Raw genomic sequence first — 23,868 nt, 5'->3', positions numbered from 1 at the left:
CATCTCGTTCTACCCGGGTTTCGCACCGAGTGATACCGGAGCGCACTAGGTGAGCTGGGGGTTAAGGTGGGATTCCCCAAGAATTCTTCAGCCGTTTGGTTTGAATTCATCACCCCCAAAGATTCCGAATCTTTCATGCCGGCGGGATAGACTGGCGGGGCACCTATACTCACGCACAGTAAGGCAAAAATTTTCATGGCTCGTGTAGTTGTCAATGTCATGCCCAAGGCCGAGATTTTGGACCCGCAAGGTCAGGCCGTTGTTCGCGCGCTGGGCCGCCTGGGGGTTGCTGGTGTCAGCGACGTGCGCCAGGGCAAGCGCTTTGAAATTGAAGTCGATGATTCGGTCAGCGCCGAGGAGTTGGAGAAGGTTGCTTCCACCCTGCTGGCCAATACCGTGATCGAGGACTACGAGGTCATCCAGTAATGAAGATCGGCGTTATTACCTTCCCCGGCACGCTTGACGACGTCGACGCGGCCCGCGCCGCCCGCACCGCCGGCGCCGACGTCGTGTCCCTGTGGCATGCGGACGAGGACCTGCGCGGCGTCGATGCCGTCGTGGTTCCCGGCGGTTTTTCCTACGGTGACTACCTGCGCTCCGGCGCTATTTCGGCGCTGGCCCCGGTCATGCGCGCGGTGGTGGATGCTGCGAATAAGGGCATGCCGGTGCTCGGCATCTGCAACGGCTTCCAGATTCTGACCGAGGCTGACCTGTTGCCCGGAGCCTTGACCCGCAACCAAGGCCTCCACTTCCACTGTGTGGATACCTACCTCGAGGTGGCGAACGCACAGACCTCCTGGACCAGTGAGTTTGAGCAGGGCCAGCGGATCCTCATCCCGGCGAAGCACGGCGAGGGCCGTTTCCAGGCGGATGCGGAGACCGTGGAGCGCTTGGAGGACGAGGGCCGCGTGGTCTTCCGCTATACCGATAACTTCAACGGTTCCATCAATGGCATCGCCGGCATCACCAACGAGGCCGGCAACGTGGTGGGGCTCATGCCGCACCCAGAGCACGCCATCGATCTTCTCACCGGTCCGTCCACCGACGGTCTGGGTTTGTTTGTGTCCGCCCTCAAGGTCGTCGCTTAACCCGCGCCGACGGTTATAAGGAGAAACAATGACCGTACACAACGACACCGTCGAGCAGGCCACGCAGGACGCGGACCTGGAGCAGCCCTACCGCGAACTGGGCCTCAAGGATGATGAGTACGCCCGCATCCGCGAGATCCTGGGCCGCCGCCCCACCGATGCCGAGCTGACCATGTACTCGGTGATGTGGTCGGAGCACTGTTCTTATAAGTCCTCCAAGACGCACCTTCGCTACTTCGGCGAGACCATGACCGAGGAGATGGGCTCGAAGATTCTCGCCGGCATCGGTGAGAACGCCGGCGTGGTGGATATCGGAGACGGCAACGCGGTGACCTTCCGCGTGGAAAGCCACAACCATCCCTCCTACGTGGAGCCGCACCAGGGTGCGGCGACGGGCGTGGGCGGCATCGTCCGCGACATCATGGCCATGGGCGCGCGCCCGATTGCCGTGATGGATCAGCTGCGCTTCGGTCCGGCGGATGCACCCGATACCAAGCGCGTCCTGCCGGGCGTGGTCGACGGCATCTCGCACTACGGCAACTGCTTGGGTCTGCCCAACATTGGCGGCGAAACCGTTTTTGATGAGTCCTACGCCGGCAACCCGCTGGTCAACGCTCTGTGCGTGGGCACGCTGAAGGTGGAGGACCTGAAACTGGCGTTCGCCTCCGGTACCGGAAACAAGGTCATGCTCTTCGGCTCACGCACTGGGCTCGACGGCATCGGTGGCGTGTCCGTGCTGGCGTCTGACACCTTCGAGGACGGCGCGGAGCGCAAGCTGCCCGCCGTCCAGGTGGGTGACCCATTCGCGGAGAAGGTCCTCATCGAGTGCTGCCTGGAGCTGTACAAGTCCGGCATCGTCGTCGGCATCCAGGACCTCGGCGGCGCGGGCCTGGCATGCGCCACCTCCGAGCTCGCTGCCTCCGGTGATGGTGGCATGGAGATCAACCTGGATAACGTCCCGTTGCGTGCGAAGAACATGACCGCAGCAGAGATCCTCGCTTCCGAGTCCCAGGAGCGCATGTGCGCCGTGGTGACCCCGGAGAACGTGGAGAAGTTCAAGGAGATCTGCGCGCACTGGGACGTCACCTGCGCCGAGATCGGTGAGGTCACCACCGGCAAGCACCTCATCATTCGCCACCAGGGCGAGGTCGTCGTCGATGCCCCTGCACACACCATCGCCAACGAGGGTCCGGTGTATGACCGCCCGTACGCACGCCCGGAGTGGCAGGATGCGCTGCAGGAATTCGAGGGCGTCGAGAAGCAGGACATCACTGTGGCACTCAAGAAACTCGTGGCCTCTCCGGCGCTGTGTTCCCGTGATTTCATCACCGAGCAGTATGACCGCTACGTGCGCGGCAACACCGTACAGTCCCACCACGCGAACGCTGGTGTGCTGCGCATTGATGAGGAGACCGGCCGCGGTATCGCGGTATCGGCCGATGCCTCTGGCCGCTACACCAAGCTGGATCCGAACATGGGCGCACGCCTGGCTCTGGCGGAGGCCTACCGCAACGTCGCCGTCACCGGCGCCCGCCCGGTCGCCATCACCAACTGCCTCAACTATGGCTCCCCGGAAAATCCGGACGTCATGTGGCAGTTCCGCGAGTCCGTGCACGGGCTTGCCGACGGCGCCGTGGAACTCGGCATCCCCGTCTCCGGTGGCAACGTCTCCTTCTACAACCAGACCGGCGAGGAGCCGATCTTGCCGACGCCCGTCGTGGGCGTCCTGGGCGTCATCGATGACGTCCACGCGTCCATTGGCAACGAACTCGGCCTCGTGGAGGAACCGGAGGTGCTCGTTCTGCTGGGTGAGACCAAGGATGAGTTCGGCGGTTCCATCTGGCAGCAGGTGAGCGCTCATGAGCAGGGCCATGAGGCGAAGAACGGGCTCAACGGCTTGCCGCCGCAGGTCGACCTGGCTAATGAGCAGCGCCTCGCTGACTTCTTCGTGGGCAACGAAGGTCTGACCGCCGCTCACGATATCTCCGAAGGTGGCCTCGCCGTCACCGCATTCGAGATGGCCAAGCGCAGCGGCGTGGGCCTGAACCTGGATCTGTCCAAGGTCCACGAGGACGCCTTCGTGGCTGCCTTCTCCGAGTCCGCCTCCCGAGTGCTCGTGGCAACGACCGCTGACCGAGTCGACATGCTGCTGCAGCGCGCCGAGGAGTGCGGCGTGCCGGCCGTCGTCGTCGGCCAGACCACCGACAACGGTGAGCTGGAGCTGGGCGGCGAGTCCGTTGCTGTTTCCGAGTTGCTCGAAGCTTGGGCGGCGACCCTGCCGGACCTCTTCGGTCACGCGGTGGGTGCCAACTCCGTCGTGGAGTAAGCGACACCTACAGCACTGCAACCGGGCAGGGTTCTCGCCAAGGCGAGGCCCTGCCCGGTACCTTTTTTATCCCTTTATATCTTTTATATCTTCGTCATTTGACGAGCTCAGAGGTAGTCATTAATCCACCAAGACTGGCCGAAGCGAAGATTGTGAGCATGCCGCGAGCCGTGAGGTGACGGCTTTCTAGGAACCAACTAATTAAGCACCGATGGTGCGGGCGATGGTCTGGTCCCAGCTCAGCTTCATCGTTCTAGGGAAGTTGCTGTCAACTGGCTCGCAGGACTCACCATATTCACTTGGGTCCGTAGCTCCCAAGGTACGAGAAGAGCCTAAAGCGTTTCTTCGTCCCAATTGCTGTGAATACCGATACTGGCTTTTTCGACAAGTGGATTGGTGAGGAAGTGCTCGTCAAGTAAAGCCACTATTTTGTTGGGCCAGGTTGATCCGGGAGAGACGGTCCTCAGTAAATGCGCCATGATAATCAAAGCACCAAATAGCCTTTCACTTTGATTCTCTGGCAGGAGGTATAGGTTCCCATTGTTACGGATCGCTTCAGTAGGAGCCGGAGCAAAAGAACGATTCCAGAGCCTACCGTGGTGCGCGCAGGTATTCCGAATAACAGTTAGCTGCTCGAGCCAACTCGCCAGCGGATGTTTCTTCTTAAGCCTTTGCTTCTGATTCCTGTTCAAACTGGAGAAGTTGATCTTTATTTCCAGCGCTTCCGAAATCGATCGTTGATCGTTGGATCCTAAGCCTGCATAGAGCTTTGAAATGTCCGAAAAATCGAGCACTTCAGCCATAACCCACATGGGATACTGTCCACCGTATTGTTCAATGTAGTGTTTCACGGCGTCGTTCTTCTTCGCCCTCGCGAGTCGTCCATACGCTGTACTCAGCCACGACACGTGGTCAAAGTTTGGCCGAAAGTCGTCTGAGCGGAGGTAGAAAGTAGGATCATTGGGGTGTCGAGCACACAGCAGTTCGACGAGCTTGGTTCGCATCGCTACTTCGATTCGCTCCATTCCGTCATGGATTAAGGTACGGAGTTTCCTATCGGCTTCATATAAGGAGATGACGTGTGCAAAGTCGGTACCATCGACGAAGTGACTAGAACGACTAGTTCCGTCTTCATTGAATTGTCTGGCTGGATACCAATAGGCAGAAAGCCGGTAGTAGCTAACGTGTGAAAACCATTGTTCAGCTAAAGCTCTGTCGATTTTCATGCCACGGCTCCGCAGTCGAATAATATGCTCGTCAATGGTCGTTGCTGGCTTGAGCGATGAAGACATGGGAAGCCAATCTGGAGAGGGGACGAGTTGTTGTGGGGATCGGATCGGCGGAACGGTGCAAATAGAGATCCAGCCCACTCCGAGTTTCCGAAGAGAAACCGGGCGGGCTGAACTATTAACCAAAATTTTACCGTAGGACCTTGAAATGCGTCAATCCCACTTTTCAGGTAGACGCGCCCGAAGTGAGGCGGCCACCTGTTACTACTTAAGCGCCGATGGTGCGGGCAATGGTCTGGTCCCAGCTCAGCTTCATCTGGTGGGAGAAGAGGTTGAAGGTGTGCGAGCCCTGGGGGCTGAAGTAACGGTTCACTCGCACCCCGGCATTGCGGGCGTTGCGGGTGAATTCCTCTGAGCACTGGTTAGCAACCGTTTCCACCGCGCGGGGTCCGAGCCATTGGCCGGGGTTATTGGTCCCATCGATAGGACCCGGAGTGCCGGAGGCCGAGCCCACGAAGACCTCGACGTCACGCAGGCGCCCAGGGTTGGCGTTGGGGTCGTGATCGAACCACTGCGGGGAGCCCGGCAGGCCCCACGCATTGAAGGAGGAACCGCCGCCATAGGCGATCATCGCGGTGGAGGTGGGGAAGCCAATTGCACCGGAGCGCACTGGGCAGCCGGAGTAGGAGGCCGCTGCTTTGTAACGCTGTGGGGCATGACCGGCGATGTCGAGTGCGGCGCCGCCCGTGGAAGAAATGCCGCCGATGGCATCGCGGCCGGTGCCGTGGAATTCGGCGTCGATCAGCGGGGGCAACTCAGCGGTCATATAGGTGTTCCACTTGTTGACTCCCAGGATGGGATCCTCGGCATTCCAATCGGTGTAGAGGGAATAGGCGCCGCCGAGCGGCATAACGACGTTGACGTTCTTGCCCACGGCCCAATTACGGATATCAGAGTGGGTCATCCAGTTCATGCCCGCCTGGCCGCCCTCTACACCGGGCAACAGGTAGAAGGAGGGGCGCGGCTTATCGCCCTCGGGGAGTAGGACGTTATTAGAAATCACCGCACGATTGGCCGGGGACCACACGTCTACCACCCAGTGGTTGCCACCCATGTGGCGCTTTGAGGTAATGAAGGCCTTGTCACCGAGCCAGGGCTGCGGGTTGGTCACGCGCGAGGAAACCTCGCCGATGGTGCTGGACTGTGCGGAAGCGGAGCCGGCGCCTGCCGACGCCGCCCCCAGCGCCATCATGGCAGCTGCGAACAGCGCCGCGGTGCGGCGAGAGCGTGAGACAAAGGAAAGCATAATGTGGGTAGTTTACGTGGCCAGCGCCCTCGAACTGCAAATATTGGAAGAAAAACTGGTGAAAACTGTTGCTCAACCCTTGTCTGCCACAGTGCCCGTCCGTATAGTTACGGGTACGTAAGTTTTGGGAGTGAATGCGTTATGCGCATGACCCGCATCTCAGGCAAGACAAGGCCCCCACTATGAACGCACCCAGTGCTCAGAAATCGTCCCCGCAAGAATTTCCAGTTGAAGAAGGCTCTGTGCAGGAAAATAGCACGATAGAGCAGCTCATCCAGCGCACGTACTGGATGGCGGACCGCGGCCCGCGCCCATTAACGCGCGGCTGGGGCCACTTCTTTGCGGCCATTGCCTCCCTGATCGCATCGACGGTTCTGATTACCTTTGCGTGGATGACGCTGCCGTGGTGGCAGGGGCTTGCGGTGACGGTCTACGGCGTCGGCGTGGTGGGCCTCTTTACGGTCTCAGCGTTGTACCACCGCTGGCCGTGGGTATCCATGCGCGCGGTGCAATGGTGGCGACGTGCTGACCATGCGACGATTTCGGTGTTTATCGCGGCGACCTACACGCCCTTGTGCGCCATCGTGCTGGAGCCAACGCAGGCGTTATGGATGCTGACCTCGGCGTGGGTGGGCGCCATCATGGGCGTCATCTTGAATCTGGTGTGGATTAATCACCCACGCTGGCTGGACGTGGTGGTTTACCTCGTGCTGGGCTGGCTCATCCTGCCGCTATTGCCGAACCTGTGGCAGTCCGCAGGACCGGCTGTGGTGTGGCTTCTCTTTGCCGGCGGCGTGGTCTATTCAGTGGGTGCGTTGATGTACGGCTTCAAGTGGCCGGGGCGCAACGCGCGCTGGTATGGCTACCACGAGCACTTCCACACCGCGACGATTGCCGCGGCGGTGGTGCACATGGTAGCCATCTGGATGGTTGTTGCGGGCTAGCCGAATACGGGGGCTAGCTTCACGGAATTTATGGGGATGGAGCTTATTCAGCGTCGGTGAGGTCCTCCGCGAGGGGGAATTCGACGACTAGGCCTTGGCACAGCACGCGTGCGTTAGGGTTGCCATCCCACGTGGGATTAAAGCCAACCGCACGCAGCGCTTCGACGAGTAGCTCGCCAACGGCCACAGGTGTGCTGAGCTCGGCATCGGTTCTCATGGTGCCGAAACCAAAGAAGAGGTCTCCGGTGTGGATTAACCTGTCGACGTCCTGCATGTGGCAATAAACATATCCTGCGGCACCGTCTTCTTCCGCCTTTTCGGCGCCGCATTCAGCGCCGTCGGAGGCGTCCCAGCCCTCGTCGAAGCTGAAGGCTAGGTTGCGCTGTTGCAGCTCATCACGGAGGGCGTCGAGGCGCTGTGCGTCTGCGGACTTCTCTGTGACCTTCTGTGCGTACTTAGCGGCAACTTCGTCAATGATGGAATCGAAATCTTCCGGGAAGGGATCCGTGCGCACTGTCGTCCACTCGGAAGGATCGTCGAGAAGCTCAATAAAGTCGTTGTGAATGTCCTGGCGTGAATGGCCGTGGCACAGATGCAGCGAGATGTCGTTGCGAAGGGTTCCGGAGACCAAGATGTCTTCGGAAGGCGGGAAGGAACTGGAGAACATGGAGTGTGGTGTGGTCATGCCTGTGGATGGTAGATGCGTGATGCTGACAGTCGTTGAAAGCAGGGAGGGCACCCCGCCAGGTGGCGGAGGTGCCCTCGAGATGCGTGGCGTGACTAGACGTGGAGCGGATCCACACCGGCCTCGGTGAGCATCGGGATGTTGTGGACCTCAGGCGGAACGCCGAAGGCATCCACGAGAACGACGGACCATGGTGCGAGCGAATCGACGAGGTCGTTGATAGCAGCGCGGGCGGCCTTCATGCGGCCGGCCGGAATCAGGTTGTGCTCCTGGTACCAGCCCGCGTGCTGAACCAAGGTGTCGAAGACGAAGAGGTGGCGCAGCTGCTCGAAGACCTGGCGTGCCAGCGAACCTTCCTCAAGGCGCTCTTCTGCCTCAATCATGGCCTGGACCAACAAGGTATCCACGCGGGCCCAGCCGGCGGCGATGAGGTGATCCTGGCACTGATCCACGATGGCGGCGGCCTGCACCTTATCGGCCTTGCGAGCCGGCTGGATGCGGCGCACGAGGGAGAAGAGGATGGACTGGGCGCGATCGTCGATCAGCTTGGCCTGGTAGGTGGCGTCGAAAAGCGAGGCCTCTGAAGGATTCACGCGGTCCACCAGGCCTTGCAGGCGAGTAGTGAACCCGTAGCGGCGGCGAACCACATCGGTGGCGGTGGTAGCCGCGTACTTCACGGTGTCCCACGGGCTCATGTCATTCATCGCGCGACCATAGGCGGTGAGCAGGTTCTTGCCCACCATCTGAATGAGCACAGTGTTATCGCCCTCGAAGGTAGCGAAGACATCGGAATCGGCGCGGTAGGTGGTCAGGCGGTTCTCGGACATGTAGCCGGCGCCACCGCAGGCCTCGCGGCACTCTTGGATAGTGCGGGTGGCGTGCTGGGTCTGCGCGGATTTGATGGCAGCTGCCAGGGATTCCATCTCACGGGAGGCAAACTTCTGCTCTTCGGTCGGCTCCGTCACAGACCAGGTGCCAGCCTCGTGCTGATCGTTTTGTTCCTGGTAGCGCTCCAGAATTTGGTTGTAGAGCAGGTGCAGCGCGTATGTACGGGCCAGCGGAATGAGCAGGCGGCGGCGGTGCTGGCGGTGCTCAATGAGGCGCTTCTCGGCGCCGGTCGCGCCCTCGAACTGACGACGGCGGTTGGCGTAGCGGATGGCGATGTCCAGGGAAGCCTCGGTGGCGGCGCCCGCTGCGCCGGATACGCCGATGCGGCCGCGGATGAGAGTGCCCAGCATGGTGAAGAAGCGAGCATTCTTGGACTCGATGGGGGAGGAGTACTTGCCCTTCTCGTCCACATCGGCGAAGCGGTTGAGTAGGTTCTCGCGCGGCACGCGGACGTTGTCGAAGCGCAAGGTGCCATTATCGACGCCTACCAAACCACCCTTGTGGCCATGATCGCCCAAGGTAACGCCTGGCAGCTCGTTGCCTTCTTCATCGCGGATGGGGACGATGATGGCGTGGACGCCGTGGGAGCGGCCGTCGCTATCTGGGGTGATGAGCTGGGTGAAGACGACTGCGGCGCGGCCATCCTTGGCGGCGTTACCGATGTAGTTCTTCACCGCGGAATCGGAGGGGGTGTTGATGATGAACTCATCGGTCTCCGGGTCGAAGGTGGCGGTGGTCTCGAGGGATTGCACATCGGAACCATGGCCGCGCTCAGTCATGGCGAAACAGCCCGGCAACTCCAGGCTGGCGGCCTTCTCAACCCACTTGAGGTGGCGCTCGGTGCCTAGCTGATCCAGCGCTCCACCCCACAGGCCCCATTGCACACCGGACTTAATCGCCAGCGAACCGTCAACCCACGCCAAGCCTTCGAGGGTGAAGGTGGAGAGATTTGGCTTGCCGGCACCGCCGTTGGCGCGGCGCAGGCCGTGGTTGAATCCGCCAAAGTCACGAACCTTGGAGAGGTTGTCGAAGGTGTGTTGGCGCTGCTCCGCCATGGGCAGATCCGGGTTCGGGAAGAGCGAAGGATCGTTGAGGAAGGTGCGCAGCTCCTGGCGGAAGGCGGCGTGGGGGCCGTCGAGAAGCGCGGCAAGTTCGGTGGCAACAGCAGGCTTCGGGGTGGTCGGCAGGCGGTGTGGGCTGCGGGCTTCGGCCTTGGGGGCGTCGGTGGAGGCCTGGTTGTTGAGCTCCGGGGAGATGGACTTTTTGTCCGTGGAGGACTTGGTGAGTGCCATGGTGAAGGTCCTTTCTGGGAGGCTTTTCTTAACGTTCAACGATGGCCGCGACGCCCTGACCGCCGGCGGCGCAGATGGAAATGAGGGCCCGTCCGCCGCCGTTTTCTTCGAGAATCTTGGCGGTGGTGGCGAGGATTCGGGTGCCGGTGGCGGCGAAGGGGTGGCCGGCGGCCAGGGAGGAGCCCTTGACGTTGAGCTTGGCGCGGTCGATGGGGCCTAGCGCGGACTGTAAACCGAGGCGTTCGCGGCAGTAGGTCTCGTCCTCCCATGCGGACAGGGTGGCCAAGACCTGGGAGGCGAAGGCCTCGTGGATCTCGTAGAAATCGAAATCCTGCAGGCTTAGGTTGTTGCGCTCGAGCAGGCGCGGGACCGCGTAGGTGGGGGCCATGAGCAGGCCGTCGGGACCGTGGACAAAGTCGACGGCCGCGGTCTCTGAGTCCACGAGGAAGGCACGGGGCTCGATGTTGTGCTCGGCTGCCCATTCCTCGGAGCTGAGGAGGGCGACGGAGGCGCCGTCGGTCAGCGGCGTGGAATTGCCTGCGGTCATCGTTGCCTGCGTGCCGTGTTGCTCAGCATCGCGCTTGCCGAAGACCGGCTTGAGCTTGGCCAAGGACTCCAGGGAGGAATCCGGGCGCAGGTTGGTATCGCGGTTGACGCCGAGGAAGCCCGTGGTGAGGTCTTCAAAGAAGCCTTCCTCCCAAGCCTTGTGGAGGTTCTGGTGGGAGGCGAGCGCCAACTCATCTTGGGCCTCGCGGCCGATGTTCAATTCACGGGCGGTGATGGCGGCGTGATCACCCATGGAGAGTCCGGTGCGCGGCTCACCGTTCTGTGGCTGTTCCGGGGCCAGCTGCGAGGGGCGGATAGAGCCGATGAGCTGGGCATGCTGCGCAGCGGTCTTGGCGCGGGTGAGGTTGAGCAGCGTGCGGCGCAGCGTGTCATTGACGGCCAGCGGGGCATCCGAGGTGGTGTCCGTTCCGCCCGCGATGCCGGCGGAGATTCGGCCTTGGGCAATGGCATCACCGACGTGGATAGCTGCCGCAAGAGAAGTGCAGCAGGCCTGTTGTACATCGATGGCGGGGGTCGTGGAGTCGAGGGCGGAGCCTAGAACGACTTCGCGGGTGAGGTTGAAATCGCGGGAGTGCTTGAGCACAGCGCCGGCGGCGACGAGGCCGAGGCGTTCGTCGTGAAGCCCGTAGCGTGCGACGAGTCCATCCAGCGCACTGGTGAGCATGTCTTGGTTGGACGCGTGGGCGTACTGCTTATTGGAACGAGCAAATGGGATGCGGTTGCCACCCAGGATGGCTACGCGGTGCGGGGGGTTGGTCATTAAAAAGCTCCTTCGCGAGTGGTCTCGTGCGAATCATCCCAGCGGGAGGGGGTAGCAACCCGGCTGTTCGTTTCGCGTCACAACTAAAGTGATATTGTTAGTTCTATCACTCAATTAACTAACCTTGCAACCAGCTCAACAAAGCTCGCAAGGTTGTGAAGAATCGAGAAAGGAACATGCCAGCCTATGCCGAACGTCACAATTGCTGAGAAGCTCATCAACTCACCGCTCGCCGCCAAAGCAGGAGTACCCCAAGGTCATCCCCTGCGCCGCCACAAGGCTGGGGAACCAGCACTCGATGGCCCCATCGTCATCGGCGGCCAGGGGCGCATCGCTGAGTTTCTGAGTTCTCAGCTAGCCGTGGACTACCAGGTCATCAATGCTTCCGCGGAGGCGAAGCGGGCCGCCCTCGTCTTCGACGCCACCGGCCTGGAGACCCCAGAGCAGCTGCGTGAGCTCTATGACTTCTTCAACCCGCAGATGCGCAACCTCCTGCCGTGCGCGCGCTTGGTGGTCATCGGCACCACCCCGGAAGCTGCGGACACTATCGACGCCCGCATTGCCGCCCGCGCACTCGAAGGGTTCACCCGTTCCCTGGCCAAGGAAATGCGCAAGGGCGGTACCGTGAACCTGGTCTGGGCAGACCCCGCTGCCACCACAGAGGTGGAGTCCACGCTCCGCTTCTTCCTTTCTGGCAAGTCGGCCTTCGTGGACGGGCAGGTTGTGCGCGTCAGTGCCCAGGGGCACGATTCTCCGGCAACCAATGGCGAAGCGCAGAACTGGGAGCAGCCGCTCGACGGGCGGCTGGCGGTGGTGACCGGTGCTGCCCGCGGCATCGGCGCCACCATTGCTGAGGTGCTGGCGCGCGATGGTGCCAGCGTCATCTGCATCGACGTTCCGCAGGCCAGCGAGCATTTGGCCAAGACCGCGAACAAGGTCAAGGGCACCGCGCTGCCTCTCGACGTCACCGACCCCCAGGCCGCAGACAAGATTGCCCAGCACGCGCAGGAGCGCCACGGCCGAGCCATTGACGTCATCGTCCACAACGCCGGAATTACCCGTGACAAGCTGCTGGCCAACATGAATGAAGGCCAGTGGGACTCTGTTCTTGCCGTTAACCTCTTGGCGCCGGTTCGCATTACCGAAAGCCTCTTGGAATCCGGTTCCCTCGCGCCGGGTGCCGCAGTGATTGGTGTGTCCTCTATGGCTGGCATTTCCGGCAACCGCGGTCAGACCAACTACGCCACGACCAAGGCCGGCATCATTGGCCTCGTTGATTCCTTGCGCTCAGTGTTGGCGGAGAACGGCTCCACCATCAACGCCGTGGCGCCGGGCTTTATTGAAACCGCCATGACCGCGGCGATGCCGACCGGGCCGCGCGAGATCGGCCGCCGCCTGAACTCACTGCAACAGGGTGGTTTGCCTGTCGACGTCGCGGAGACCGTCGCCTTCTTCGCCTCGCCGGCCTCCGCGGCGGTGAGCGGCAACACCGTCCGCGTCTGTGGTCAGAACCTCATGGGAGCCTAAATGAACGTCACCACACTCAACGAGATTCCGGACCTTCCCGCCCTGTACCGCAGCCTCATGCTGGGTGCGGTCCCCATCCCCGGGCTGGGGGCGGGCAAGCGAAAGGTTGAGGACTCGCAGACCGCGTACCGCGTCGACAGCGTAGGCGTCGACACCGAGCACCTGGCTCGCTACTGCCAGGCCACGGGCCTGCGGCTGAGCAACGAGCTGCCTGCTACCTATCTCTACGCGCTGGCCTTCCCGCTCGCCATCAAGGTCATGGCAACACCGGACTTTCCGTTCCCAGCCGTGGGCGTGGTGCATCTGTCCAACCGCATCGAGCAGAAACGCCCGCTGCGCGTTGACGAGCGCTGTGACATCGCGGTGCATGCGGAAAACCTGCGCCCGCACCGCAAAGGGTTGGTCATCGATATGGTGACCACTTACAGCGTTGGCGGCGAGGAGATCTGGCGCCAGACGTCAGTCTTCCTCGGCCAGGGGGCCAAGTTCACCAAGGACACCCCGCGCCAAGTGAGAACACGTCCGGAGGCCGAGCGCTTCCTCGACTTCCCCGGCGATGAGGCGGGAACGCCTACGGCAACGCTGCGCTTTAGCCCCGAAAGCACCCGCGTCTATGCCGCGGCATCGGGGGATAAGAACCCCATTCACGTGTCCACGGTGGGTGCCAAGCTCTTCGGATTCCCCGCGCCCATCGCGCACGGCATGTACACGCACGCTCGCATGCTGTCGGTGCTCGATGGCACCCTCCCCGGTGCTGTGCGCATCAGCGCGGACTTCTACAAGCCCGTCATCCTTCCGGCGACCACGGGGGTTTACGTAGCGCCCGGCGGTACCACGGACAGCGATGGTGAAGTCCGGACCGTCACCTTGCGCAAGGCCAAGGACCCAAGCTCCCTCCACGTGGCGTGCCGGGTTGAGCCTCTAAAGTAGGCGCGGCCCAGTGGATGAGCCTCGGGCTCATCCTTTTGTTAATCCACGTGTTGGTGCTTTGGTGCCACCACCAGTGGCTTCGGGGAGTATTTGCCGCGCAGTCCGCGAAGGATGCCGGCGTGCTCCCAGAGGCGCTTGTCTTCCTCGGTGCGGGGAGTGAATTGGCGGGCAGCCAGCGGCTGCCAGTCAGCGTCCATCGCCATATAGGAGACTGTGGCGTGGATGGCGGTCTCCAGTTTTTCGCGGCCGCCGCGCGGGTTGCCCGAGCGCACGTGGACGGACATCTGCATCGAGCGGGTATCCGTGCGCATCATGCGGGCATCCACCTCGATGAGATCTCCAATATGGATTGGCCGGTAGAAGCGGATTCCGCCGGCATAGACCGCGACGGTGTGCTCGCCGGACCACTCCATGGTGCAGGCGGCACCCGCCTCATCAATCCATTCCATGGCGGTGCCGCCGTGGACGTTGCCGCCCCAGTTGACGTCGGTGGGCTTGGCCAAGAAGCGGTTGACCATGCGGGGAGCGTCGGACGGGCCGTCATAAGTCTGCTTTTCCATCTCCGCTTCGATGGCTTTGCGCAGCTCGATGCGGGATTCCGCGGCCTCCCATACGCGCTGGTGCTCAGTGGAATCCGGAACGAGCGGCGGAACGGCCATCGACTTTCCGGTCTCGGTGTCCTTGGCCACGAAGATGACGAGGCAGTCGCAGGCGCGCGTGAAGATGCCATCGCGCGGGTCGGCGGAGAGCACCTCGTTGACGATGTGCATGGAGGACCGCCCCGTCATCGCGATGCGCGAGCGTACCTCCACCAAGTGGCCCGAAGGAATTGGGCGCGTGAAGTGGATGTGGCCCACGTAGGCCGTCACGCAGTAGGTACCGGACCATTGAACCGCGCACGCATAGGCGGCCTTATCGATCCATTCCAAAACGCGACCGCCGCCAATGCCTTGGGCGCCGGCGATGGTGAGATCTGTCGGGGCGGCCATAAACCGCAGCGTGATGGAGGGGGACTTCCCGGTCGGGACAGGCTTCTTTTCTTCCGAGGAGCTTGGTGGCATGGTTGGTGACATGGATAACAAAGTATCAGGGAGTGTGCATAGCGTATGAAAAAGGCCGTTGATGCCGCCACCACCCGTGCTGCCGTCGAAGCGGTGGCGGAGTGGATCCGTGACCCTGAGAGGACCGAAAAACCAGGTCGCTCTGCTCTGGCAAAGGCCACCCGCACTACGGCCCGCCTAGTGGAGGCGGACGCGCCGGGACATTCCGTGGAGTTGCGGGTCCCCCCATTCGTGGCAGTCCAGTGCATCGCTGGTCCCCGGCATACCCGGGGTACCCCTCCGAATGTGGTGGAGATGGATCCCCTGACATGGTTGCAGCTGGCCACGGGAGTCATTGGCTGGGAGCAGGCGCTTAACGCTGGCCGCGTAGACGCCTCCGGATCCCGCTCCCACGACATCGCAGCCTGTTTGCCCGTGATTCCGTTAGTTTTCACAGGCCCAAACAGCTAGGATTGGCGCCGTGGTAGCTGAACACGTCCAGAGCATGACTAAGCCCTTGTCGACGGATCCCAGCCTGGATCCGGAACCCCGCGAAGAATGCGGAGTCTTCGGTGTTTGGGCACCAGGAGAAGAGGTTTCGAAGCTAACCTACTTCGGGCTTTTCGCCCTCCAACACCGCGGACAGGAGGCCGCCGGTATCGCGGTGGGCGATGATGATCGCATCGTCGTCTTTAAGGATATGGGCCTTGTCTCCAATGTCTTCGATGAATCCATCCTGAGCTCGCTGCATGGAAACGTGGCCGTCGGCCATACGCGTTATTCCACTGCAGGCGGCAAGGAATGGTCGAATGTGCAGCCGATGTTCGGGACGTCGCCCAGCGGTGTTGACATCGCGCTCGGCCACAACGGAAACCTAGTAAATTACCTGGAACTGCGCGCAGAGGCTGTGCGGCGTGGGCTGATCAAGCCGCAGGAAGAGTCCGTCTCGGATTCCATGTGCTTGTCCATCTTGTTGGCGGACGGCGTCAACGAGGACAACACCGTCTTTGATTCGGCCCTGCAATTGTTGCCCACGGTGAAGGGTGCATACTGCCTGACCTTTACGGACGGGCACACTCTCTATGCCGCACGCGATCCGCATGGCGTGCGCCCGCTTGCCCTCGGCCGCCTCACTACCGGCTGGGTGGTAGCCAGTGAGACCTGTGCGCTCGACATCGTCGGCGCGCAGTTTATCCGGGAGATCGAACCAGGCGAGCTCGTTGCCATCGATGAGACCGGAATCCGCTCCGAGCGCTTCGCCGAGACCAAGCGCCATGGCTGTGTCTTTGAATATGTCTATCTAGCTCGGCCCGATACGAATATCAAGGGCCGTTCTGTCAACGCCACGCGCGTGGAAATTGGGCGTCGTCTAGCGCGCCAGTACCCGGCACCCGATGCGGACATGGTGATCCCCGTTCCGGAGTCCGGCAACCCGGCTGCCGTCGGTTATGCCCGCGAATCCGGGTTGACCTTCGCGCACGGCTTGGTGAAGAACTCTTATGTGGGCCGCACCTTCATCCAGCCCACGCAGTCCCAGCGCCAGATGGGCATTCGCCTCAAGCTCAACCCGCTGCGGGAGGTCATTGAAGGCAAGTCCATCGTCGTGGTGGATGATTCAATCGTGCGTGGTAACACGCAGCGCGCGCTGATCCGGATGTTGCGGGAAGCCGGTGCTGCCGAAGTCCACGTGCGCATCGCCTCCCCGCCGGTGAAGTGGCCGTGCTTCTACGGCATCGACTTCGCCTCCCCAGGAGAGCTCATTGCCAACGCCAACCCCTCCGATGATCCGGAAGAGGTAGCACAGACCATCTGCACCGCGATTGGTGCGGATTCACTGGGATTTGTCTCCACCGATGAGATGGTGGCGGCTACTCAACAGCCGCGCAACGAACTGTGCTGCGCATGTTTCGACGGTAAGTACCCACTCGGACTGCCTGCCGGAAACCCCAATGCTGAGGCCGTGCGCACCCTGCAGGGCTCGACGACAACTAACGAATAAGGACTAAGTCACTCATGAGCGAGAACACGTATGCTGCCGCCGGCGTCAACATTGAGGAAGGCGACCGTGCAGTAGAGCTAATCACCCCCCACGCCAAGCGCGCCACCCGCCCCGAAGTTATGGGCGGGCTCGGCGGATTCGCCGGCCTATTCAAGTTGGGGGAGTACAAAGAACCGGTCCTTGCGGCTGGCTCTGATGGTGTAGGCACCAAGCTGGCTGTGGCCCAAGCCATGGACAAGCACGACACCATCGGCATCGACCTCGTCGCCATGTGCGTGGACGATCTTGTCGTGTGCGGCGCTGAGCCGCTCTTCCTGCAGGACTACATCGCCGTGGGCGAGGTAGTGCCGGAAAAGGTAGCGGAGATTGTTAAGGGCATTGCTGAGGGCTGCGTCCAGGCTGGTGCAGCGCTCCTCGGCGGCGAGACCGCCGAGCACCCAGGGGTGATGGGCAAGGATGAATACGATGTCTCCGCTACTGCGGTTGGCGTTGTAGAGGCTGATGAGCTGCTCGGCCCGGACAAGGTGCGCGAAGGCGACGTTCTCATCGCCATGAAGTCCTCCGGCCTGCACTCCAACGGCTACTCCTTGGCGCGCTACGTGCTCCTGGAGCAGGCGGGTCTGCCGCTCGACGGCTACATGGAAGACCTAGGTCGCACCCTCGGCGAGGAACTTCTGGAGCCTACCCGCATCTACGCCAAGGACTGTCTGGCGCTGACATCGGAGTGCGCGGTGTCTACCTTCTGCCACGTCACCGGAGGCGGCCTTGCCGGCAACCTGGAGCGCGTCATCCCGGAGGGCCTGAGCGCTGAGGTGAGCCGTTCGACGTGGACTCCGGGCCAGATCTTCAAGACCATTTCTTCGGTGGGCAAGGTTGCCCTCGAGGAGATGGAGAAGACCTTCAACATGGGCGTTGGCATGATCGCCGTCGTTGCGCCGGAGGATCGCGAGCGAGCATTGGCTATGATGACCGCCCGCCACGTGGAGGCGTGGGAACTGGGCACCGTTCGTGCTGCCGAAGAGGGCGAGCCGCGCGTTGTCATGACCGGCGAGCACCCAGGGTTCTAAGTCCTGAGAAAAGGAACAAGGCCGGAGGCGCTTCCCCTTAAGAAGAGGGGGAGACGGCTCCGGCCTTTCGCTTAAGTGATGTACAGGGTGGGACAGTGACTCGCGCGCCTAGCGCGCGTCGGAATCATCCTCTTCCCACTCATCCGAGTCCCAGCGATCTGCGTAGTCCTCGTAATCCGCGTACTCCGAGTATGGGTCTTCGTCCTCATCGTGGGAACGCTTGGAGTTCTGTGAGGCGAGCTCACGCTGGAGCGAATCCAGATCCATCTCGGGCGAATTGTACTTCAGCTGGCGTGCAACTTTGGTCTGCTTTGCCTTTGCGCGTCCGCGTCCCATGTGCATGACCCCCTTGAGGTGTGTAGGGCGGTCCAGGGATTCTTGGCCGCCCCATCGTCTTAGTCAGATATGTGTATGTTCCTGTAAGACACCATAGCCTGTGTGAAGAAAAAATTCCGAACTACCCCCCAGTGGTGCGTGGAAAAGTGCGCTAGCCCGCGGCCAACGGGCACTGTGCATTTCGCCACTATTTTCCGCGCAGTCGGTCCACAGCGGCGCGTCCGGCCTTGGGGCCCTCGTCGGCGGGGATGGAGTCCGGCTCGACCGATGCCGCCACTGGACCAATGCTCAGATCCCCGTGGTTGAGGGCGCTGCGTTTCACTAGACCAAGCGCGATGGGGCCGTAATCGCAATCCTCGACCACGGTGCCGAGCTTGCCGACGCGCCGTCCCCCAAGTGAAATATCCGCTCCGCTTACGGGGAGCTCCGGAGCGGAGCCATCGAGGTACAGCATGACCAATAAGCGCGGAGAGCGCCCGAGGTTCTCTACGCGCGCGACCGTCTCCTGCCCGCGATAGCAGCCCTTCTCCAAGTGGACGAACGCGGGGTTATCATCGCTGCGTCGGATCCACTGGGGAACCTCGTGGGCGATGGTTTTCGCATCGAGGTCAGCGGCCAATTCTGGTTCGCGTGCGCGCACTCGTTCAGCGGTATAGGCCATGAGCCCCGCTAATTTTCCGCCCTGCTTTTCCAACTCTGCGACTGCTGTCTCCAGCTCACCCCGCGGCACGAGGAAATCCTGGCGCGGGCAGCCCGGCCAGTGCACGCAGCGCTCCATCACGGCGCTGGAAGGCTTCTGTAGCGGCTTACCCAGCACGGTGATGATCGCCGCGTCCGCTTCCTCCACGGTGACCTGGGACCAGAAAATCATGGCGGTGAGGAAGTCCCGCAAAGATTCGAACTGGGCCGGTGGCACATCGAGGTAGAAGGTTTCCCCGTCGAAGGACAGGTCGATATGGTGTAGGACGTGGCCCTGCATGTCTAGATCAAGGGCGCCGGCAGAGAATCCGGCGTCCACGTCATCGAGCTTCTGGCTCAGGAGGTTGTGCAGGAAAGCCCGGGCATCGGGCCCGGAAACGGCAATGACCCGGCGTTGGGAACGGTCGATGATGGCGGAACCTGTCTCCACCGCGCGCTGCTCCACGAGGGGGTCGCCGTAGTGCCAGGGGATACCGGAGACGTCGACAAGCGTGGTGCCCTGGAACTCAGCGGCCCCGGGCCGGGAAAGAAGTGGCGAAGTATAACTCACGCCCTCCGATGGTAGGGCATAATCGGGTCTATGAGCCTTCAGCGTAGGAAAGAGCCGGTCATCTACGTCGTGGAACCGTTTGGAGGGTCGGTGCGGCGTCATATGCCGAACCTACCGTTGGTCTATTGGGACGATGCTGCGGTCACACGCGGTGACGGTATCTTCGAGTCCCTCCTCGTGCGTGACGGCAAGGCGGCCAATTTTCATCGCCACGCGGAGCGCTTCCGGCATTCCGCGCGTGCTCTCGATCTTCCGGAGCCACCCATCCACAAGTGGAAAGAAGCCACCGAGCTGGCCATCGCGGACTATTGTGGTCCCGCCGCCGGGGAAGGCGAGGACGGTTTAGCGCGAGAGGCTAAGTGCACGTGGACCTATACCCGCGGGCGGGCCTCGACTGGGGTGCCCACGGCATGGGTGGTGGTTCAGGAGATTCCGGATGACGTTGTGGCGCAGCGTGATACCGGCGTCAAGGTGATGAGCACGCCGCGTCTGTGGCAGGTGGCGGAAGAGTTGCCGGCGAAGACGCTGAATTATGCGGCCACGATGGCCACGCTGCGCCTGGCCCGCGAGCGTGGATTTGATGATGTGATTTTTACCGATCCCGATACGGGGCTGGTCTTGGAAGGGGCCACCTCCACCGTGGTGGCGGTCAAGGGTACAAAGCTGCGCACCCCGGCGGGCAAGGGAATACTGCCTGGCACCACGCAAGCTGCGCTTTTTGAGTATGCCTCTGAACAGGGATATCGCTGCAAGGCGAAGGAGCTGAATCTGCGCTACCTCGAGGAGGCTGACTCAGTGTGGCTCGTCTCCTCGGTGCGCACTGCGGTGCGTGTGACGCGCCTGAATGAAAAGAAGCTCAAGGCGCCGGCGAACGCGGAGAAGATACGCGCGCTGATCGACGCCGCCCTGGCACGCTAACTTCGCCGCATTGCTAGTTAGCCAGCCACACGGGTGAGCTCGGCGGACATGTAAGGGCGCATTTCGCCGTCGACAAGCCGCTCATCCACCCAGCCGAGGTTGTTGTTCGGCATGAGGCCATACATGCGCTTGCCGGGGCCGAGGTTGGCGGGGCCGGTTTCGGTGACCATCGTGGACGCGGACTCGAGCTGCCAGGCGCGCTCGTTAAACAGCGACCCATAGAAGATTTCGTTGATGCCGTTGGACGAGGTATAGGTCATCTCAATCTCGTCCTTGAGTGAGATGCGCCAGAACCCGGACTCGCGGACATCGGGGCCAACCGGGTTGCCCTCGGAATCAATCTTCCAGGTGCGGGACGTATAGGTCAGGTAATTCTCACCGTCGTGGGCGATGATGAGCTGCTGGCCAAAGGCGTACTGTTCACCGTCGGTGCTGTGGGCTTGGCCTTCCCCTTGCCATACACCGACGAGGGGGAGAAGCCCGAGCAGACCATCGTGCAGCGACGGGCCCTGGCGCAAGTTCGCCGTCTCATCCGGCAGGGGATTATCTGCTACATCAACGGTGGGAATGTTGCGGGAGGCTGCATCCTTCCATGCCTCCGCTGCCTGGTTGACGGCCGCGTTGCCGTCTACCTTGGTGTTCTCCGGGTGGGTGTTTTCCGTGTTTTTCTCGCTATTTGTCTGTTCGCTCATGCTGCCCCAGCGTAGTCGTGGCAGCGCCGCGGAAACCACTAGGCTCCAGTAGTCTAGGGAGCCATGCGCGCTTTGCTGATTTCAAACCCTAATTCTACGAGCCAGAATGCGGCTCTCTTCCGAGAGGTTTTGCCCGTCATTCGGGAGGTGGATGGGTTGCAGCTGCTCGCTCGCTTCACGCACTACCCGGGCCACGCGGAAGACATGGTGCGCGGTATGACCCGGGAGGACTTTGACGTCATCCTGGTCTTCGGCGGCGATGGCACGGTCAATGAGATCATCAACGGGTTGCTCGGCCCGGCGAATTCCGCACAGCGCCCTAGCCCCCAGGAGATCCCGGCGCTAGCGGTGATCCCTACTGGTTCAGCAAACGTCTTCGTTCGCGCCCTTGGTTTCCCCAATACCCCTGTCGAGGCTGCACACGTGCTGGCTAGGATGCTGGAGCGAAACACCCGCCGCACCGTGTCGTTGGGTATGTGGAATGACCGGTGGTTTGCGGTCAATGCTGGTTTCGGGCTGGATGCAGACGTGCTGGCTCGCGTGGACCGTGCACGGGAGATGGGCTTTTCAGCCACCCCGCTGCGCTACCTGGCGGTGGCCTTTCAGGCCTATCAGCGCGCCCGCATCCGCCCACCGCGCATTAATGTGCGTGCGCGCTCGAGCTCGGGCGAAACCTTCGCGGCCGATGACGTTCCCGTCATGTTCACCTCCAACACCAACCCGTGGACCTTCCTGGGGCCGCTGCCGGTGGTGACTAATCCGCGCAATTCCTTCGATCAGGGGCTTGGCCTTTTTGGTGTGTCGGACCTCGGCGGGATTGATGGTCTCGTGGGCGTTCTCCACCTGTTCGGCGTGGATCACCGTCACTGGTTGAATAAGGTCACGGATGCCCGCACGCTGCATTTTGAGGATGCCGTTGAGGTGGACCTGGTCTGCCCCAAGCCGCACCGCTTCCAAGCGGACGGGGAGTCGGAAGGCACCTTTACGGAGGTGCACTTGGAGTCGGAAGCAGACGCGCTGGAAGTCTTTGCTCCCATCGACCCAGCCCCGCCCATTCACCGCAGCTTCCGCCGAGTCCTGCGAGATCTCATCCGTATTAAGTAGCCGGCGGTAGTAACAAGTCTGCGGTGCGGGTACCGCTGGTGCACCGTCGGCTTAGTTTTGCATCGGCTTAGTTCTGCCTGTTTTGGCGCCAGCTCGGCGGCGTCGTCGGCGCGCTGCCCACTTCGTTGGCGGTGTCTTGCGCTTTTTGCGCGGCATCCTCGACGGCCTTCTCCTCCGAACCATCGATCTCCAGCGGGGAGAGTTGTGCTGTTTTTAGCGTGATATTGCGTCGCTGTACCTCGAAGGTGATGGAGCCGCCGTGTAGTTTCACGGAGGTGGCTTGAGAAGGCAACGGGAGTTGGCGCGTGTCCAAGACCAGGCCGAAGGCCTTTTTCAAGCGTTCGTCATCAGTCCCGTAGACACTCATGCGAAACTCTGGGCCGACGAGGCGCAGCGTCACCGTCGCGGTGGACTTGGTGGTATCCCCCGGCAGCGTGCCAGTGAGCTCAGCCTCGGCGGAGGGCCCGCCGGTGGGGGACATATTATCGGGGTTGGCAATGGAGAGGTCAGTAATACCCAGCATGCGGCCCAAGGCCACTCCGTCGAGGCTGATGCTGCGCGTATAGGTGGATACCGGTGAGCCTTCCAGTTCGCCGCTGAAGAGTTGTTCGGGGTTAATTGTGATGTCGCGCAGTGTTGTGGAGGCATTGACCATGCCGAGTTTCGGAACTTCCACGTCGGAGGAGTTGACCTCCAGGTATGGAATCTCTTTGGTTAGCGCGGCAAGGGAGAAGGGGACGCCGCCGATGTAGACATTCGGGGTGTTTTCCAATTGGGAGCTGGCTTTGGCTTTCTGGGCCACGGTGTGTTCCGCGTGCATCGCCACCGCTGAATCCGCCAGCCATGCTGTCAGGGCCACACCCGCAACGGCGGCAAGGCGTACGGCAGTGCGGTTGAGGTAGATGACAGTCACCCCTCTATTACTACCGCACGTAGGGTGGGAAGCATGAATATTGAGACCAAGACTCTGCCACTGAACCCAGATGTGGCCCAGCGCGTGGAGGAGCTGGCCACTGCTGCTGAAGCTCACGACGGCTTTGCGCCCCTCTCCGAGCAGTTTCTTTTAGGGCTCAGGGATGAACGCCTTGGGCACCATCATCTTCTCGCAATTGAAGATGGTGCGGTAGCTGGCGTGGCTGCCCTCGATGGGCAGACTGTAGAGCTCTTTGTTGGCGTGGAACACCGTGGGCGAGGGGTAGGGCAGGCGCTTGTCGACGCCCTCCCAACCTCCCCCCAAATCTGGGCCCATGGCAATCTTCCCGCTGCGCAAGCGCTGGCGAAGCGCAACGAGATGGACGTCGTCAGGCGCCTGCTTGTCATGGCGATTGAGGGGAAGGACTTGCGCGCGGCCGAGGAAGCGCCGGCAACGGTTGATGGCCTAGAGATTCAGACCTACGCCGAGTCAGTGGAGCGCTTCGGGCGCGAGCACGTCGAGGCGGAATGGGTACGCACCAATAACGAAGCCTTCTCCTGGCATCCGGAGCAAGGAGGCTGGGATCTGGAGCGCCTGCACCGCGGGATGGAGGCAGAGTGGTTCGATCCGGCCGACGTGCTTTTCCTGTGGGATTCTCCGAATGACTCCCACAGCCACCCGGTAATGGCTGGCTTCCACTGGCTGAAGTGGCACGACGAGGCTACCCCAGCCTTCGGTGAGGTCTATGTTGTGGGATTGGGTGAGGACTATCGCGGGCGCGGGCTCGGTGGACCGCTGCTGAGCGCTGGGCTGCAGCGCATGGCGGCTAAAGGTGCGGACAAGGTCATCTTGTATGTCGAGGCTGATAACGCTCCGGCGGTAAAGGCCTACGAGCGTTTGGGCTTTGGCATCGCTGAGGAACACTGCGTCTGGGCGAAAAGTGACTAGCCTCACCGGCTTTTGGTACAAGTTCACCGATTGTTCATCTCTTGATCCCTGTGGGGTTAA

General features: G+C 61.8%; 22 protein-coding genes. 12 read left to right on the top strand and 10 right to left on the bottom strand.

Annotated elements, in window-relative coordinates; translation table 11 throughout:
* The first annotated feature begins 195 nt into the window (after window positions 1-195).
* From purS to purL, 3 genes are read left to right on the top strand one after another with little or no spacing between them, the layout of a single operon-like run.
* Entirely contained in the window at window positions 196-426 is a 231-nt protein-coding gene (gene purS, locus R3O64_RS10900) for a phosphoribosylformylglycinamidine synthase subunit PurS (RefSeq protein WP_039676532.1), read from the top strand.
* Entirely contained in the window at window positions 426-1,088 is a 663-nt protein-coding gene (gene purQ, locus R3O64_RS10895) for a phosphoribosylformylglycinamidine synthase subunit PurQ (RefSeq protein WP_339016898.1), read from the top strand. The genes purS and purQ overlap by 1 nt, the downstream gene beginning before the upstream one ends.
* A 28-nt stretch (window positions 1,089-1,116) precedes the next feature.
* Window positions 1,117-3,414, top strand: a complete 2,298-nt coding sequence (purL, locus tag R3O64_RS10890; protein ID WP_339016897.1) for a phosphoribosylformylglycinamidine synthase subunit PurL — start codon at window positions 1,117-1,119, stop codon at window positions 3,412-3,414.
* 332 nt (window positions 3,415-3,746) lie between these two features.
* Here the strand turns inward: purL and R3O64_RS10885 are convergent, their stop codons facing one another.
* Both R3O64_RS10885 and R3O64_RS10880 read right to left on the bottom strand, forming a co-directional pair.
* Complete coding sequence (locus R3O64_RS10885; RefSeq protein ID WP_339016896.1) at window positions 3,747-4,706, bottom strand: Abi family protein; 960 nt, start codon at window positions 4,704-4,706, stop codon at window positions 3,747-3,749.
* Between the two features lie 205 nt (window positions 4,707-4,911).
* Window positions 4,912-5,949: an alpha/beta hydrolase family protein gene (locus tag R3O64_RS10880; RefSeq protein WP_339016895.1), complete on the bottom strand. Its 1,038-nt coding sequence runs from the start codon at window positions 5,947-5,949 to the stop codon at window positions 4,912-4,914.
* 290 nt (window positions 5,950-6,239) lie between these two features.
* On the opposite strand from R3O64_RS10880, the gene trhA reads away from it, so the two are divergent.
* Window positions 6,240-6,893, top strand: coding sequence for a PAQR family membrane homeostasis protein TrhA (gene trhA, locus R3O64_RS10875; RefSeq protein ID WP_196189552.1), 654 nt, complete (start codon window positions 6,240-6,242; stop codon window positions 6,891-6,893).
* Window positions 6,894-6,936: 43 nt separating this feature from the next.
* Here trhA and R3O64_RS10870 read toward each other — a convergent pair whose 3' ends face one another.
* The 3 genes from R3O64_RS10870 to R3O64_RS10860 all read right to left on the bottom strand — a co-directional run bounded on the left by R3O64_RS10870 (window position 6,937) and on the right by R3O64_RS10860 (window position 11,085).
* Window positions 6,937-7,578 (bottom strand): DUF6891 domain-containing protein, encoded by a 642-nt coding sequence (locus R3O64_RS10870; RefSeq protein ID WP_070522903.1) that lies wholly within the window; start codon window positions 7,576-7,578, stop codon window positions 6,937-6,939.
* Window positions 7,579-7,673: 95 nt separating this feature from the next.
* Window positions 7,674-9,758, bottom strand: coding sequence for an acyl-CoA dehydrogenase family protein (locus R3O64_RS10865; RefSeq protein ID WP_339016894.1), 2,085 nt, complete (start codon window positions 9,756-9,758; stop codon window positions 7,674-7,676).
* Window positions 9,759-9,786: 28 nt separating this feature from the next.
* The gene (locus tag R3O64_RS10860) at window positions 9,787-11,085 is read right to left on the bottom strand and encodes an acetyl-CoA C-acetyltransferase (protein WP_339016893.1); all 1,299 of its coding nucleotides are present in this window, start codon (window positions 11,083-11,085) and stop codon (window positions 9,787-9,789) included.
* A gap of 186 nt (window positions 11,086-11,271) precedes the next feature.
* On the opposite strand from R3O64_RS10860, the gene R3O64_RS10855 reads away from it, so the two are divergent.
* Window positions 11,272-12,612, top strand: a complete 1,341-nt coding sequence (locus tag R3O64_RS10855; RefSeq protein WP_339016892.1) for a 3-oxoacyl-ACP reductase — start codon at window positions 11,272-11,274, stop codon at window positions 12,610-12,612.
* A complete protein-coding gene (locus R3O64_RS10850) occupies window positions 12,613-13,542 on the top strand; it encodes a MaoC/PaaZ C-terminal domain-containing protein (protein WP_339016891.1) in 930 nt (309 codons plus the stop codon).
* Window positions 13,543-13,580: 38 nt separating this feature from the next.
* On the opposite strand, the gene R3O64_RS10845 is transcribed toward R3O64_RS10850, so the two are convergent.
* Window positions 13,581-14,615 (bottom strand): acyl-CoA thioesterase, encoded by a 1,035-nt coding sequence (locus R3O64_RS10845; protein ID WP_070522918.1) that lies wholly within the window; start codon window positions 14,613-14,615, stop codon window positions 13,581-13,583.
* Window positions 14,616-14,648: 33 nt separating this feature from the next.
* Between R3O64_RS10845 and R3O64_RS10840 the strand changes: the two genes are divergently transcribed.
* From R3O64_RS10840 to purM, 3 genes are read left to right on the top strand one after another with little or no spacing between them, the layout of a single operon-like run.
* Window positions 14,649-15,053 carry a sterol carrier family protein gene (locus tag R3O64_RS10840; protein WP_070522921.1) on the top strand — a complete coding sequence of 135 codons (405 nt, stop codon included), beginning with the start codon at window positions 14,649-14,651 and terminating at the stop codon, window positions 15,051-15,053.
* Between the two features lie 34 nt (window positions 15,054-15,087).
* Window positions 15,088-16,581, top strand: a complete 1,494-nt coding sequence (purF, locus tag R3O64_RS10835) for an amidophosphoribosyltransferase (protein WP_154762622.1) — start codon at window positions 15,088-15,090, stop codon at window positions 16,579-16,581.
* A 14-nt stretch (window positions 16,582-16,595) separates the two neighbouring features.
* Window positions 16,596-17,648: a phosphoribosylformylglycinamidine cyclo-ligase gene (purM, locus tag R3O64_RS10830; RefSeq protein WP_070522927.1), complete on the top strand. Its 1,053-nt coding sequence runs from the start codon at window positions 16,596-16,598 to the stop codon at window positions 17,646-17,648.
* Window positions 17,649-17,756: 108 nt separating this feature from the next.
* Here purM and R3O64_RS10825 read toward each other — a convergent pair whose 3' ends face one another.
* Window positions 17,757-17,984 carry a DUF3073 domain-containing protein gene (locus R3O64_RS10825; RefSeq protein WP_269948764.1) on the bottom strand — a complete coding sequence of 76 codons (228 nt, stop codon included), beginning with the start codon at window positions 17,982-17,984 and terminating at the stop codon, window positions 17,757-17,759.
* Between the two features lie 187 nt (window positions 17,985-18,171).
* The gene (locus R3O64_RS10820; protein ID WP_339016890.1) at window positions 18,172-19,233 is read right to left on the bottom strand and encodes a folate-binding protein; all 1,062 of its coding nucleotides are present in this window, start codon (window positions 19,231-19,233) and stop codon (window positions 18,172-18,174) included.
* A 30-nt stretch (window positions 19,234-19,263) separates the two neighbouring features.
* Between R3O64_RS10820 and R3O64_RS10815 the strand changes: the two genes are divergently transcribed.
* On the top strand, window positions 19,264-20,151 hold the full coding sequence (locus R3O64_RS10815; RefSeq protein WP_070522936.1) for an aminodeoxychorismate lyase: 888 nt from the start codon (window positions 19,264-19,266) through the stop codon (window positions 20,149-20,151).
* Window positions 20,152-20,168: 17 nt separating this feature from the next.
* On the opposite strand, the gene R3O64_RS10810 is transcribed toward R3O64_RS10815, so the two are convergent.
* On the bottom strand, window positions 20,169-20,843 hold the full coding sequence (locus R3O64_RS10810; RefSeq protein ID WP_070522940.1) for an FABP family protein: 675 nt from the start codon (window positions 20,841-20,843) through the stop codon (window positions 20,169-20,171).
* A gap of 63 nt (window positions 20,844-20,906) precedes the next feature.
* Between R3O64_RS10810 and R3O64_RS10805 the strand changes: the two genes are divergently transcribed.
* A complete protein-coding gene (locus R3O64_RS10805; RefSeq protein ID WP_339016889.1) occupies window positions 20,907-21,947 on the top strand; it encodes a diacylglycerol/lipid kinase family protein in 1,041 nt (346 codons plus the stop codon).
* 67 nt (window positions 21,948-22,014) lie between these two features.
* Here R3O64_RS10805 and R3O64_RS10800 read toward each other — a convergent pair whose 3' ends face one another.
* Entirely contained in the window at window positions 22,015-22,860 is an 846-nt protein-coding gene (locus R3O64_RS10800) for a DUF2993 domain-containing protein (RefSeq protein ID WP_070522947.1), read from the bottom strand.
* A gap of 33 nt (window positions 22,861-22,893) precedes the next feature.
* Between R3O64_RS10800 and mshD the strand changes: the two genes are divergently transcribed.
* Window positions 22,894-23,808 carry a mycothiol synthase gene (gene mshD, locus R3O64_RS10795; protein ID WP_070522950.1) on the top strand — a complete coding sequence of 305 codons (915 nt, stop codon included), beginning with the start codon at window positions 22,894-22,896 and terminating at the stop codon, window positions 23,806-23,808.
* The last annotated feature ends 60 nt before the right edge of the window (window positions 23,809-23,868 follow it).

The sequence above is a fragment of the Corynebacterium hesseae genome (genome assembly GCF_037850265.1).
GTDB lineage: Bacteria > Actinomycetota > Actinomycetes > Mycobacteriales > Mycobacteriaceae > Corynebacterium > Corynebacterium hesseae.
This window is presented reverse-complemented; position numbering and strand designations above follow the sequence as displayed.